Consider the following 13,397-nt stretch of genomic DNA (forward strand, 5'->3'; position numbering starts at 1 on the left):
CACGTCCCTCAGTTGCGCCACGCGGCCGCGCGCTGGCCGGCGACCCATGCCGCGACCTGCGTGCGGCGCTGCAACCCCATCTTCGACAGCAATGACGTGATGTGGTTCTTGACCGTCTTCTCCGCGACGCCGAGCTTGTCTCCGATCTCGCGGTTCGACAGGCCGTCCCCGATCAGCTCGAGGACCTTGCGCTCCGAGGGCGTCAGGTCGGACGTCGGGTCGTCGTGATCGGCGCGTCGGCGCGTCACCGTGCGCTCGTCGAGCAGGATTCTCCCGGCAGCCACGACGCGGATGATGTCAGTGATCTCCGCGCCGCGCACAGTCTTGAGGATGTAGGCGCGAGCGCCCTTCTCCAGAGACTCCGCCAGGGCTTCGTCGTCGTCAAAGGAAGTGAGGACGATGGGCCGGATCTCGGGATGGGTCTTCCCAAGCTGGTCCATGATGTCGATGCCGGTCCCGTCGGGGAGCTGCAGATCGACCAGTATCACGTCAGGCAGGACGAGGTCCGCCCGGCGCAACGCATCGGCGACGGTCCCGGCTTCAGCGACGACTTCCAAGCCCTCGGCCCGATCGACGATCTCCGCGATCCCCCGGCGCACAATCTCGTGGTCATCGACGATCATCACGCGGATGTTGCCGTCGGACTTCTTCTCGTTCGCTAACACGCCCTCATCGTAGCCAACAGCGAGACTCGTCATCACATCGCCTCGCCCCATGCGGGGGAATCACCGGCCACGGGCGCCCGGTCGCGGACGGATGTGCACCCGGACGTGCGGCAACCCGCACCACCGCATCGATCAGTCGTGGTGATGGATGAAGTCAGGATCCAGCCGCAGCATCGCGTCGCGTGCCGCCAAGTTCTCCGCGTGCTTCTTCGAGCTTTCCGAGGCCGCCCCGACCGTCTCACCCGAGCCGAACGCGACGGCGGCCGCAAAGGTTCGACTGTGGTCGGGTCCGCGCCCGGTGACCGTGTAGACCGGATCGTCGGCACCCTGGGAGCGCGCGTACTCGGCGAGGATCGTCTTCCAGTCCTGCGTCTGGCCGCGCTCCACCGCATGGTCGAGCAGACCCGAGAGTCGCTCGAGGACGACGCGCCGAGCCTCCTCCATGCCAAGCGACAGATAGGTGGCCCCGATCAAGGCCTCGACCGTGTCGGACAGGATCGAATCCTTGTCGCGCCCACCGGTCAGGCCCTCGCCACGGCCCAGACGAATGAAATCACCCAGGCCGATCGAACGGGCAACGATCGCGAGGGGCTCCTGGGAAACGGTCGCTGCGCGCATGCGCGAAAGATCAGACTCGGGCAGATCGGGAAACTCGTGGTAGAGGTGATCGGCCACGACGATCGACAGCACCGAGTCCCCGAGGAACTCCAGACGCTCGTTGTGGGCAATCCCCCCGGCCTCGTAGGCATAGGAGCGGTGGGTGATCGCCAGGTCCAGCAGCTCGGGATCGATCGTGGCTCCCCACAGGCGCGCGAGCTCGGCTTGGTCGCTGTTGGGGGGAACCGGCGGAGCGGAATGACGGCTCATTGGTGCTCTGCCTCCTGTGCATCGTCGTTCGAGAGGTCCTCCTCCACGTCGTCGGACTCAAGGAGGGCGGCAAGGCCCGCCAGGCGTGGGTCGATGACATCGTGGTGGTGGTCAGGCGGCAGGTCGTCGAGCTTCTCCCCGCACACCGCGCACAGGCCTGCGCAAGTGGGACGGCATAGCGGGCGGTCGTCGACCAAGGGGATGATCGCGTCACGCAGGACGGGCTCCACATCGACGGTGTCGTGAAGGCCGATGATACGCAGTCCGTCCAGCGCATCGCTGTCCTCGTCCTCGGGCCCGCGAGCAAGAGGGGAGGACGGCTCAACGAAGACGTCGGTGGTGTGGACCTCACGGTGGGCGCGAACCAGATCGAGGCAGCGCACGCACTCCCCCACCAGGTCGACCGCGGTGTCCAGGGAGACGAGGACTCCGTCATCGACGGACGTCAGATCGATCGACAGGGGGATCGCTGCGCCGGCCTCGAGAGCCATCGAGGAGGTCCCGAAACCAGAAGGCGCCTCCCACACGACCTCCCGATGGGCCGTCGAACCGATCTGGCGCGAAAGATCACGCAGGTCAAGAAGCAGGGGTGATGTGTCAGTCGTGGTCAATGCTGATGTCCGTCTGGTCGATTCCGTTGCGTTCGGCGATTGCCCGCCGGCCGGCGTCCGTGCGCCGCTGAAGGTCCGTGAGCAGGTGCGCGAGTTCCGCCAACGAGGTCGCAGCATAGTCGTCCGCACCGCGCCGGAGCTGTTTCTCCTGGTCGCGGGCCTCGGCGACGATCTGGCGGGCCCGGTCCTCCGCGAGCTGGGTGATGTTCTCCGTGGAGACGAGGCGCTCGACCTGGGCGTTGGCATCGGCGAGCGACGACTGGGCGTCCGACCGAGCCTGGGCGCGGGTCGCCTCCGCCTCTTCAGTCGCGGTGCGAACAGCGCGCTCGGCCTGGTCGCGAGCCTCCTCAATCATCTGTGAGGCCTTCTCGCGAGCCTCTTCCACGGTCGTCCGGGCACGGGTGTTCGCCTCAGCGATCGTCACCTCGGCGGCAGAATCTGCGCGACCGAGGACAGCATCTGCATCGGCGACCACGGCGTCCGCAGCCACGAGGTCATCGGGCAGCGCCTCACGCGCCTGATCGATGAGGTCGAGCAGTTCCGCCCGATTGACCATGACGGCCGCCGACAGGGGTACAGCCCGGGCCTGGGTGATGAGGTCCTCAAGTTGATCGAGTGCCGCGATGACTGTCGACGGGCCGTAGACCGCCTGGCCTCCCCAGTCGGAGCCCTCGGGCACCTCGGTCGAGACTGACTCGTCCTCCGTCTGCTCGACCTGGTCCTCGGTCTCGTCCTGCTCAGGCATCGGACCCTCCTTCGCTCGTCCCCGGCCATGTGTTGCGCACTGACCCATTGTCCGCCAACGCCGCCGCAACCGCGGGAGGAACATACCGGGAGACGTCCATTCCCCACGAGGCGAGTTCTCGCACAATTGACGAGGAGACATGCATGAGATCCGGACGCGTCGGCAGGAACAGCGTCTCAACGTCACCGATCTCCCGGTTGACGCTGGCCTGGGTGATCTCCCAGGAGATGTCCGCGGAGTCACGGATTCCCTTGATGATGAGATCGGCGTGATGAGATCGACAGAAGTCGACGACCAGGCCGTCAACGGGTTCGACCGCCACGCCGGAGATATCGCTCAAAGCGTCGCGGATGAAGCCAACTCGTTCCTCGACGGTGAAGTGCTGGTTCTTGCGAGCGTTGACCCCCACCCCGACGATGATGTGATCGGCCACACGCGTGGCCCGGCGGATGAGGTCGACGTGCCCGATGGTGATGGGGTCGAAGGATCCCGGCAACACGGCAGTGGTCATGGCGTCAGTCTAGGCGGGGCCACCGGGTGCAGAACCCCAGCCCGGAGTGAACGCCCTCGAACGGCCATGGATCCATGAACGAGAGTGTCGACACCGCGGACAAGAATCCTCGGAACGACTACTTGAGGACGTCAAGTTTTCCAAAATGCTCGGCGAGGAGGTAATAGACAGTCAGCCGGTTCCTGCGGCTGACACCCTTCATTTTCGCGCCGACCTCGGCGATCGCCCCATCCAGGTCATCGGACTCGGAGAGGCCCAGCTTGCGGATCAGGAAGTTCTTCTTCACCCTGGCCAGTTCCCCCGGGTCGCCGAAGGCGATGACCGCCGAATCCGCTCGACTGAGCACGAGGCGGTACGTGGCGGCCATCGCTTGGACAACGGACTCGTCAACTGCGCTCGTGTACTTCTGGACGTCTGCAATGTAGTCCATTGAGGTTTCCTCTCCATGACATCGGGGCGACACCATCCAGATGCGCGTGGACCCCATCATGGCCCCCATGTGACAGTCGATACTCCCGAATGGGATCCCTCTGTGAGTTGTCGCAGGTCAACGCGCAAATCTCTCCGGCCCGACGACTCACTCGGACTGGGATGGACCCGCGAACCAGACGACAGTCTCACCATAGGTCCGCTTGTCCTCGCGGTGGAGATGCTCCGGCCAGGTCGGCTCCGGGGTACGGGACGACCGCTCGACGACGACCAGGCCATCGGGACCGATCCAGGGTTCAAGCAGACCGAGGACCTCCGTCAGATCGTTCTCGGCAATGTCATAGGGAGGATCGAGAAGGACCAGGTTCGCGTCGCCCGCGAGCGCGGCCGTCCCCGTGCGGGTCGCAAGGAACGTCCGGACGTCGACCGTATGGACGCTGGCACGTTCCCCGAGTTCGGTGGACCTGATGTTGCCGGCAATGATCTGGGAGGCCGGACGCGAGCGTTCGACGAGGTCGACGTGCGCCGCGCCTCGAGAAGCCGCTTCCAGTCCGAGCGCGCCAGAGCCCGCATAGAGGTCGAGGACACGCGAGTCCTCCAGAATGTCCAGGTGATCGAGCCGAGAGAACAGCGCCTCTCGGACTCGCTCCGAGGTGGGCCTCGTTCCCTTGGGCGGCACCTTCAGGGTCCGCCCGCCTGCCTCGCCTGCGACGATCCTGGTCATGGTCACACTCTACGGGGTGGCCGGTACGTCGATCGTTCCCTGGGGTGGACGCAAGGACGATGTGGCGTCTCAGCGAGTGAGAATGGCTCGGTGAGCACCGATTCCCTCTCCTGCGCGCGCCAGGCTGACCCCAGCTCCTCCCATGAGGTCCATGCCGGGATCCGCATCGCGTTGAGCGCGGCGCTGGGTGTCGGAGCGACGGGCGTGACCTTCGGCGTCCTGGTCGTCCAGACCGGACTGCCGTGGTGGTGGGCACCCCTGTGCCAGACCGTCGTTTTCGCCGGATCGCTCGAGTTCGTCCTGGTCGGACTCGCGGCCGCGTGTGCCCCGTTGTCGACGATCGCCCTGAGCTCCCTGCTCGTGAATTCCCGTCACGTCTTCTACGCCCTGTCGTTTCCCCTCGACCGGGTCAGGGCTCCTCTCGCCCGCGCCTACTCCGTCTACACGTTGACCGACGAGGCCTATGCGCTGACGAGTGTGCCCGAGGCGCGGATCTGGTCGGGCACACGCATCGTCGCGATCCAGGCGACGCTGCAGATCTCGTGGGTCGGCGGCGGTCTGATCGGCGTCGGACTCGGCAGCCTGCTGCCCCCAGAGATCCCCGGCCTGAGTTTTGCCTTCACCGCACTTTTCGTCGTCCTCGCGATGGACGCCTACCGTGCCTCGGCCTCGCCACCGCTGCCGCTGCTGGCCGCGGCGTGCGCGACAGCCGCAGCCATGTGGACACCGGGCAACATGTTGCTCGTCGCAATGACCGCCTACACAGTCGTGCTCATCACAGCACGGCCGGTCGCTCGGCGAGGTGGACGGAAGGCGGTTCCGCGTGCCCACTGACGCTCATCTGGTCGCTGCAGTCCTCGTCGCGGCGGCCGTCACCCTCGCCCTGCGAGCGCTCCCCTTCACGGTCATCACTCGGCTGCGATCGGCTCCGATCGTCCCGTGGCTGGCCGCCCGCATGCCGGTCGGGATCATGGTGATCCTTGCGATCTATACGTTCCACGATGTCGACATCCACGAAACCGGTCAGATCGCGCCTTTCCTGGTCGCACTGATCATCACCGTCGGCCTGCAGCTGTGGCGCCACAACGCGATCCTGTCGATCGTCGCCGGGACGCTCGTGTGCATCGGTGTGTCGATCGCGTTGGGGTGACGAGGGCGCGAGACGCACCCGGCTACGACCTCTCCATCCACACGAGATCCGACCCCGCCCGTTGGCGCACCGCTGCGGCAAGGTCCGGGTGGGCGCGCAGCGTGGGGTCTGCCTCGACGAGGACGGTGGCTTCCTCCCGCGCCTCGCGGATGACGGCCTCGTCGCGCTGGACGGAGAGGAAGCGCAACCCGGAGGTCCGCCCGGATTGGTCGGCACCGAGGACGTCGCCCTCACGGCGCAACTTGAGATCCTCGTCGGCCAGGTCGAACCCATCGGTCGTCGAGACGAAGGCATCCAGCCGCTTGATCGACCAATCCGAGAGCTCGTGTCGGTGAACCGCCATGCACACCGACGGACGCTGCGAACGCCCAACCCTCCCTCGCAGCTGATGGAGTTGGGACAACCCGAATTGCTGGGCGTCGAGGATCACCATCATCGAGGCGTCCGGAACGTCGACCCCGACCTCGACGACGGTGGTCGCCACGACCACGGGAGCACGACCGGCGGCGAAGTCGTCCATGACGCGCGACTTGTCGACGGCTGTCATTCGCCCGTGCAGTTCATGGATCCCGAGACCGGCCAGCGGCGACCGCGTGCGCAGGTACTCGGCGACGGACTGCACATTGGCCAGCGGAGGGCCCTGGGCAACGTGGGCCGCGGCTCCCGAACGCGCCCCGACATCGTCGACTCCGAGCAGGATGCCGGGCTCATCCTCCTCCGCGTCGGCGACCGAGTCGGCCTCGTCGATGCGCGGGCACACGACGTAGACGCGCCCGCCGGAATCGACCTCTTCGCGGGCACGAGCCCACAGGCGCTGCATCCACACGCCGTTCGCGGAGTCCACGAGGAAGGTCTCCACCGGCGTGCGCCCCGGCGGCAAACCGATCAGGCGCGTCTCGTCGAGATCGCCGAAGACCGTCATCGCGACCGTGCGGGGAATCGGCGTGGCCGTCATGACGAGCTGGTGGGGCACGCGGGACCCGGTGAGCTTCTCCCCATCCGTGGCCTCACCGGACGGCCTCCGCAGGCGGTCACGCTGGGCGACACCGAAGCGGTGTTGCTCGTCAACGACGACCAGCCCGAGGTCTCCGAAGGACACGGCATCCTGGAGCAGCGCGTGCGTACCGACGACGATCAACGGGTCCCCCGACCGCAGGGCGAGATCAACCTCCCGACGCACCGGCGCGTGACTGGACCCGGTGAGCAGGCGCAACTGGACGTCGATCCCGCGGGCAGCCATCGGTGTGAGCAGGCCACGCAGGGACTCTGCATGTTGCTCCGCAAGAATCTCGGTGGGGGCGAGCAGGGCGGCCTGGTGGCCGGCACCGATCACCTGGCACATGGCTGCCAGCGCCACCACGGTCTTGCCTGAGCCGACATCGCCCTGGAGCAGTCGCTGCATCGGACGCGTTTGTTCGAGGTCGGAGCGGATCTCCGAAAGCGCCTGTTCCTGGGAATCGGTCAGCGCGAAGGGCAAGGTGTCGAGGAGTCCGGCGAGGACGGTGTTCCCCACGACCTCGCAGGCAGGAGCCCGCTCCCCCGATGCTCCGACGTGGGCGGCCACCAGGCCGGACTGGAGCACAAAGGCCTCCTGCCAAGCCAGTGCCGCACGCGCCACGCGGTGTTCCGTGTCGTCAGCGGGGTAGTGGAGCAGCCTCAGGGCACGTGCGTGGGTGGGCAATCCGTGACGGGACCGGACCTCAGACGGCACAGGGTCCGGGACGTCAGCGTCGTCGAGGGCATCGAGCACCATCGTCACAGCTCGGGCGATCGTCCAGGAATTGAGCTTCGCGCTGGCCGGATAGATCGGGATCGGCCGCTTCTGGCGCTCTCGGATCTCGTCCTCGCTCTGTCCCTCGGTGGATTCGAACTGGGGGTGGGTGAGCTGCAGGGCCCCCCGGTAGCTGCCGACCTTCCCGGCGAACAAGACGCTGGCCCCGGGAACCAGCTGACGCAGGTGGGGAGCGAGTCGGTACTCGTTGGTCGCGAAGAAGATCGCGGTCATGACGTCCGTCCCGTCGGTCAGACCGACTTCCAGGCGCACCCCCTTGCGGGATCGATTCGGGATGATGCGTTGGGAAATGACCTCGGCCAGGATCGTCACATCCTGCCCCTCCCGCAGGCTCGACATCCGGGTCAGCGCACCCCAGTGATCGTAGCGCCGGGGGGCGAGGTCCAGCAGCTCGCCGACCGTGGCGAAGCCATGTTCGGCAAGCTTGCGAGCGGTCGGCTTGGGCAGACGCAGATCGAGTGGGATCTCGAGGGCGTTCATCGCACGCCCTGGAGCAAGCTGGGGCCTGGCTGGGCGCCGTCGATCGCCTCAAGGTCGGGGGTCTGGGGCTCCCCGGATCCGGTCGACGCGAGGACCTGGCGCAGCATTGCCACGAGGAACGGCCCGTCCTGACCTGCGCCGACCAGGACGCGGAAGTGGCGGGGCTCGCGGGAGACGATCTCGTGGACGGCTGCACCGAAACCGGGATCCTCGCCGGGCACTGGAAGCACCACGGTCCTGGATCGTTCGATGGCCTGCGCAGCCGTGCCTTCCAGCATCGGAGCGATGATCCCCGCCACCGACGGACCCCCCGGACGCGGGACGAAGAGCGTCGCACATGCCTGGGAGACCGAGAGGACACCGAGGTCGTCATCAGACGTCGCCACGAGAACGCGAAGCGTTCGCGCCATCCGCGCCGCCGCCGCGTCCGATTCTCTCGTCGATCCCAGATCCGAGGCGACCCGACGGGCCAGGTCCGCGGAGCCCTCGTCGCATGGGGCTACCAGGCACACACCCGTCGAGGACCGCCGGGCCTGGGTCGCGATCGCTGTCGTGTCGTCCCCGCCGGGATCGAGCAGGACGACGGCACCGGCTTGTGCAAGGTCCTCGACGAGGCCGGGCGCCCTCGTGCACGCCACGACGCAGGCCCGTTCGACGCGGGTCAGCGTCGAGCGCTCCAGCAACCGGGCTCCACGGTGTGTGACGACGTCGGACAGGGGATCCTCCCCGATCAACTCGTCGGGCCGCGCGTCGCAGACCTGGAAACGCCACACGAGGCCGGAACGAGGACGCACCGCCAGCGGCGCCGATGTGTCGACGTGAACCCGCCACTCGCCCACCCCGAACAGATCGGAGAACCCCACACTCGAGTACCGCACACCGAGCGAAGAAAGATCCACGAAGACGCGGGTGGCCTCGGCCCGAGTGCCACGCAGGACGATGTCGACGCCGAAGGCCCGGTCGGGAGAGGGCGCCTGGGGCCGGGGCGAGGACGCCCCGGGTGAGCCGGCCAGATCTGCGAGCATCTGGGTCAAGGAGATCAGCACTGCGGTGTCCTCACGAACGGCCGCGTCCAGCGAAGTGAAGAGCACCGCGAGAACCGCGGCTCCCGCGTCGACGCGGCCGGTTCGCTCCGAAGTCGCATTGACGAGTCCGTACTGGGCCTGGGAGGAGAACAGGGAGACGATCCCGGCGACGTCAGGCAGTGTGTCGCCGAGGGTCTCCAACTCCGAGGTTCCCTCATCGATCATTGATTCCACGGCGACGCTCCACACCATGTGAGTGCCATCGACCGTCCACGGCTCGCGTCGCAGCATCGCACGAGTGGCGACCGGGGTGAGCTCACCGGCCTCACCCTCACCCATCCGTGCCAAGGCGTCCGCCCACGCGGCCAGCACCGACGACACGAGAACGCCCACGTGGCCGATGCCTTCACGGATTCCTGCCGCCACTGCGGCCTCGAGCATTCCGGCCAGCGATGTGTTCCCATCCAGTGCCAAGGTCGCCCGAGCCATCGCCTCGAAGGTGAGCAGAGCGTTCGTTCCCGTGTCACAGTCCTGTCCGTCCCATCCGTCGAGGTCGTCGACGAACGCCCGCAGGCGCCGGGATTCCCCCGCTGCGATCGATAGGGCCTCGGCCATCGTCCGAGTGTTCACTGGCACTGAGGGTCCTTCCGACGAAGATCCGGGTCGTGGCGAGCGCACCGGTCATGGGGGCAATTGTCCGGATCGGGACGCCTGTGTGCCACCTGACACGCTGGAACCGGCGTGCGGACTTGGATTGCGGGGTGTTGATCGGATACTCTGCTGTGGTTGCGCGCGGTGGGTGACCATCGCTGCATGGACCGACCCCTTCCGTGGGGACACAGGATCTGGAACCGAGGAGAACATCGTGGCTTCCGTATGCGACGTCTGCGGCAAGGGCCCGGGCTTCGGCAAGAGCGTTTCGCACTCGCACATTCGTACGAACCGCCGCTGGAACCCGAACATCCAGCGCGTCCGCGCTCTGGTCAACGGGACGCCCAAGCGTCTAAACGTGTGCACCAAGTGCCTCAAGTCTGACAAGGTCGTCCGCGCCATCTGACGGACGGTCTCACTCGACCATTGAATCGGGGGTCGCCGGGAAACCGGTGGCCCCCGATTCGTGTCCGCGTAGTTGAGGATCCCGAGCGGAATGAGGGGCAGACGATCATCGCCGCCATTCAATTCACCCCGAAAGGCCGTCACGGAGTTCGAGTATCAGACCATGATCAGCATGGGCGGGTGGGCGTGCCGGAGGGCCGGACCACTACGTCGGGTGGATGGAGAACTCGGCAGGTTTCAAGGCCGAGGTCGTCGCCGACGAGGCGTGACACCGGCGAGATCTTCATGACCAGATCGGTCCGCAGATCAACGTGATCGTGCCTGGTATCAACGCCCGCGCACATTCAGACTGGAGCCATGACCACAGCGCTCCTCGTCATCGACGTCCAAGAATCGTTCCGCCAGTCCCCCGACTGGACCGAGGTTTCCAACCCGAAAATCATCTCCGACGTTGCGCGCCTCATCAAGCGCGCGCGAGCGGACGGCCATGAGGTCATCTGGATTCTTCATGCCTCCCCGGGCTCTGGATCTGTCTTCGATCCGACGTCCGGATATGTCCGCCCCATCGAGCCGCTCCGTCCCCTCGGCGATGAATCCGTCTTCACCAAGACCTCACGCAATGCCTTCACCACGACCGCACTCGGACAGCATCTGACTCGTGGTGGCATCACCGACCTCGTCATCGCGGGAATCCAGACCGAACAGTGTTGCGAGACGACGGCGCGCCTGGGCGCCGACCTCGGCCACACAGTCACGTTCGTCACCGAGGCCACGGCCACATTCCCGATCACCCGGCCCGACACGGGCCAGCGACTGGAGGTCGACGACATCATCACCCGCACGGAGTTCGCACTTGCCGGCAGGTTCGCGCGCATCGCCTCGATCGAGGAGGCGTTCGCGGCCGCATGACGACCGTCGTCTTCCTGCTTCATCCCCGGGTGCACCTGCTCGACCTAGCCGGTCCCGCACAGGTCTTCGGATCGGTGGCCGATGCCACGGGCGCCTCCTGGCCGATGGTCTACGTCGCCGACAGCTCACCGGTGCTCTCGCACCAGGGCATTGCTCTGGACGCGCGAACCACCTGGCCCGAGCTGTCACCGGACGACCTTGTCGTCATCCCTGGATGGCGAATGGATCCGAGGGACCATCAGCCGTCGTTTCACAGGAAGACCCTGGACATCCTGCGCGCGCATTACACGGCCGGCGGATCCCTGATGAGCGTGTGCGCCGGGGCCTTCGCCCTGGCCGAAGCCGAGATCCTCGACGATCGTCGGGCCACGACTCATCACGATCTGCAAGATGCTCTGTCCCGTCGTTTCCCGCAGGTCCGTGTCGTCCCAGACGTCCTCTTCGTTAACGACGACCGGGTCCACACCTCTGCCGGGATCGCCTCGGGGATCGATCTGGCGCTGCACCTCGTGGCGGCTCAACTGGGTCCGATGGCGGCCTCCTCCATCGCGCGAACCATGGTGGTCTATCTACGGCGCAACGGCTCTCAGCCCCAAGAAGGCATCTTCCTGCGTTCCCGCAATCACGTGGATGACCGTGTCCACCGAGTCCAGGACATCATCGATCAAGACTTTGCACGTGCTCTTCCTCTCGCCCAACTCGCAGAAGCCGTTTCCGTGAGTGAGCGCTCATTGACGCGCGCCTTTGTCCGCGCCACGGACACGACGCCGCTGCGCTATCAGCAAGCAATCCGCGTGGAGCACGCTGAGCACCTCATCGCGTCCGGCACGACCGTCGAGGCCGCCGCGCGAGCGGTCGGATTCACCGACGCGCGGATGCTGCGACGATTGCGCTCGCATCGGCGCATCGAGGACTCAGACTCTCGTTCACGCGTGCCTGAAGTGGTCCCAGCCTCCGGAGATCTCAACTCCATCCAGGCGCACACGCGGACGGCCCTCGGGCTCGACCGCACCCACCACGCCGATGGGCCGAAACGAGGGAGGAAGCGTGGCTGAAGACGGGAAGGCCGCCAGCATCGGGTGGTCCTCCCCTCCGAAGAGCACCCAGTCCAGAGCCGGATGACCGCACAGCTGGGCCGGTGTGTCCAGGGCGCGGACATCTGACGCCAGTAGTTCCGAGTCGAGTTCGAGGACAACCCCGGATGCCGACGCGATCCTTCCAGCATCCATGATCAGACCGTCGGAGACGTCGAGCATCGCGGACGCACCGCGCTTCGCCGCTTCGGGTCCCGCCTCGAGCGGCGGTTCCGCGGCTCGGAAGATTCGCACCGGCTCCCTCAGGTCTCCGAGGAGGACGTCATCGTGAATCGAGGGATCGACCATGCCTCGAGAAAGCAGTTCTAACCCCGCGCCCGATCGGCCCAGCGTCCCTGCTACCGCCAGGACGTCCCCGGCATGCGCACCCGAGCGCAAAACCGGCGCAACCGTCGACCATCCGAGCGCTGTCACGGAGATCATGAACCGATCCCCCGCCGAAAGATCGCCTCCCACCACGCCCGCGCCCGCTCTACACGCCCGGTCCCCGAATCCCGCGACGAGGGCGACAAGCCAGTCAACATCCGTGTCCTCGGGCAGGACCAGAGACACGACCATCGAGGACGTTCGAGCGCCCATCGCGGCGATGTCGGCAAGGTTCTCGGCTGCCGAGCGGGCGCCGATCTCGTCGGGAGCCGACCAATCCAAACGGAAATCACGACCCGCGACCATCACGTCGGTGGTGACCAGAACAGATCCCTCCGGCACCGCCACGACCGCGCAATCGTCGCCGGGCCCGAGCAGCGTGCGCTCACCCGTCGGCAGGACCGCCGCAAAGCGGGAGATCAACTGGCCCTCATCGAGTTCGTCCACGCGCATGAGACCAGACTATCGGGGCAATCAGCGTTTACACATGCCCAGTGTCCGGGCAACCCGGATGCGCGCTGGACGGCCACGCCATGCTCTGGACCGAACACGGCATGACCTGCGTTCGTGTTCATTCAACACCCGATCCGGGAGCTGCCGCAATGTCAAGCACTGTGCTGGTGGATCCTCTTCCACCTGCGAAGAAGGTCGATGGAGGACCGGCCGGTCTGGCCGCTGTCCGAGGCAGATTCAGCCGACTCAACCGCGCCGTCGTCATCGGCAGCGCCATTGTCCTGTTCTTCATCCTCCTGGCGATCTTCGCCACTCCGTTGGAGCACCTCACCGAAAACAACCCCTATTCCGAGCACCCGGAGGCCCTAGGAGCCAGCTCGATTCCTCAGGGCTGGGGAGGCGGGATCAGCGCCGAGCACTGGTTCGGGGTCACTCCACTGCGGGGCGTGGATCTGTTCTCGATCGTCGCCCACGGCGCCCGGATCTCCCTTGGCATCGGCTTGGCTTCCTCCGTTGTCTC

Annotated in this window: 14 protein-coding genes and 2 pseudogenes; 6 read left to right on the top strand and 10 right to left on the bottom strand. The window is 66.5% G+C overall.

The window, feature by feature from the left end:
• Positions 1-8: 8 nt before the first annotated feature.
• From VGC18_RS06670 to rsmD, 7 genes are all read right to left on the bottom strand, one after another.
• Positions 9-623, bottom strand: coding sequence for a response regulator transcription factor (locus tag VGC18_RS06670; RefSeq protein ID WP_331095559.1), 615 nt, complete (start codon positions 621-623; stop codon positions 9-11).
• A gap of 174 nt (positions 624-797) precedes the next feature.
• A complete protein-coding gene (rnc, locus tag VGC18_RS06675) occupies positions 798-1,532 on the bottom strand; it encodes a ribonuclease III (protein WP_331095528.1) in 735 nt (244 codons plus the stop codon).
• Positions 1,529-2,023 (bottom strand): DUF177 domain-containing protein, encoded by a 495-nt coding sequence (locus tag VGC18_RS06680; RefSeq protein ID WP_331095530.1) that lies wholly within the window; start codon positions 2,021-2,023, stop codon positions 1,529-1,531. Before VGC18_RS06680 ends, rnc begins: the two co-directional genes overlap by 4 nt.
• 106 nt (positions 2,024-2,129) lie before the next feature.
• Positions 2,130-2,888: a hypothetical protein gene (locus tag VGC18_RS06685; RefSeq protein WP_331095533.1), complete on the bottom strand. Its 759-nt coding sequence runs from the start codon at positions 2,886-2,888 to the stop codon at positions 2,130-2,132.
• On the bottom strand, positions 2,881-3,399 hold the full coding sequence (gene coaD, locus VGC18_RS06690) for a pantetheine-phosphate adenylyltransferase (RefSeq protein ID WP_331095535.1): 519 nt from the start codon (positions 3,397-3,399) through the stop codon (positions 2,881-2,883). Before coaD ends, VGC18_RS06685 begins: the two co-directional genes overlap by 8 nt.
• 118 nt (positions 3,400-3,517) lie before the next feature.
• On the bottom strand, positions 3,518-3,829 hold the full coding sequence (locus tag VGC18_RS06695; protein WP_331095537.1) for a DUF2853 family protein: 312 nt from the start codon (positions 3,827-3,829) through the stop codon (positions 3,518-3,520).
• 147 nt (positions 3,830-3,976) lie between these two features.
• On the bottom strand, positions 3,977-4,552 hold the full coding sequence (gene rsmD, locus VGC18_RS06700) for a 16S rRNA (guanine(966)-N(2))-methyltransferase RsmD (RefSeq protein WP_331095539.1): 576 nt from the start codon (positions 4,550-4,552) through the stop codon (positions 3,977-3,979).
• Between the two features lie 90 nt (positions 4,553-4,642).
• Between rsmD and VGC18_RS06705 the strand changes: the two genes are divergently transcribed.
• Both VGC18_RS06705 and VGC18_RS06710 read left to right on the top strand, forming a co-directional pair.
• Positions 4,643-5,386, top strand: a complete 744-nt coding sequence (locus VGC18_RS06705) for an AzlC family ABC transporter permease (protein WP_331095541.1) — start codon at positions 4,643-4,645, stop codon at positions 5,384-5,386.
• Positions 5,376-5,702, top strand: a complete 327-nt coding sequence (locus VGC18_RS06710; protein ID WP_331095543.1) for a branched-chain amino acid transporter permease — start codon at positions 5,376-5,378, stop codon at positions 5,700-5,702. The genes VGC18_RS06705 and VGC18_RS06710 overlap by 11 nt, the downstream gene beginning before the upstream one ends.
• Positions 5,703-5,724: 22 nt before the next feature.
• On the opposite strand, the gene VGC18_RS06715 is transcribed toward VGC18_RS06710, so the two are convergent.
• Complete coding sequence (locus VGC18_RS06715; protein ID WP_331095546.1) at positions 5,725-7,974, bottom strand: ATP-dependent DNA helicase RecG; 2,250 nt, start codon at positions 7,972-7,974, stop codon at positions 5,725-5,727.
• On the bottom strand, positions 7,971-9,614 hold the full coding sequence (locus tag VGC18_RS06720) for a hypothetical protein (RefSeq protein WP_331095548.1): 1,644 nt from the start codon (positions 9,612-9,614) through the stop codon (positions 7,971-7,973). Before VGC18_RS06720 ends, VGC18_RS06715 begins: the two co-directional genes overlap by 4 nt.
• Before the next feature lie 250 nt (positions 9,615-9,864).
• On the opposite strand from VGC18_RS06720, the gene rpmB reads away from it, so the two are divergent.
• The 3 genes and pseudogenes from rpmB to VGC18_RS06735 all read left to right on the top strand — a co-directional run.
• The gene (gene rpmB, locus VGC18_RS06725) at positions 9,865-10,056 is read left to right on the top strand and encodes a 50S ribosomal protein L28 (protein WP_331095561.1); all 192 of its coding nucleotides are present in this window, start codon (positions 9,865-9,867) and stop codon (positions 10,054-10,056) included.
• 356 nt (positions 10,057-10,412) lie between these two features.
• The gene (locus tag VGC18_RS06730; protein WP_331095550.1) at positions 10,413-10,964 is read left to right on the top strand and encodes a cysteine hydrolase family protein; all 552 of its coding nucleotides are present in this window, start codon (positions 10,413-10,415) and stop codon (positions 10,962-10,964) included.
• Positions 10,961-11,839: pseudogene (locus VGC18_RS06735) on the top strand (GlxA family transcriptional regulator); the annotation flags it as partial. The gene VGC18_RS06730 and the pseudogene VGC18_RS06735, both read left to right, overlap by 4 nt.
• A gap of 51 nt (positions 11,840-11,890) precedes the next feature.
• Here VGC18_RS06735 and thiL read toward each other — a convergent pair.
• A complete protein-coding gene (gene thiL, locus VGC18_RS06740) occupies positions 11,891-12,877 on the bottom strand; it encodes a thiamine-phosphate kinase (protein WP_331095553.1) in 987 nt (328 codons plus the stop codon).
• A gap of 41 nt (positions 12,878-12,918) precedes the next feature.
• Here thiL and VGC18_RS06745 point away from each other — a divergent pair.
• Positions 12,919-13,397 (top strand): annotated as a pseudogene (locus VGC18_RS06745) (hypothetical protein); the annotation flags it as partial.

Source organism: Lacisediminihabitans sp. (genome assembly GCF_036404185.1).
In the GTDB taxonomy this organism is placed as follows: Bacteria; Actinomycetota; Actinomycetes; order Actinomycetales; family Microbacteriaceae; genus Lacisediminihabitans.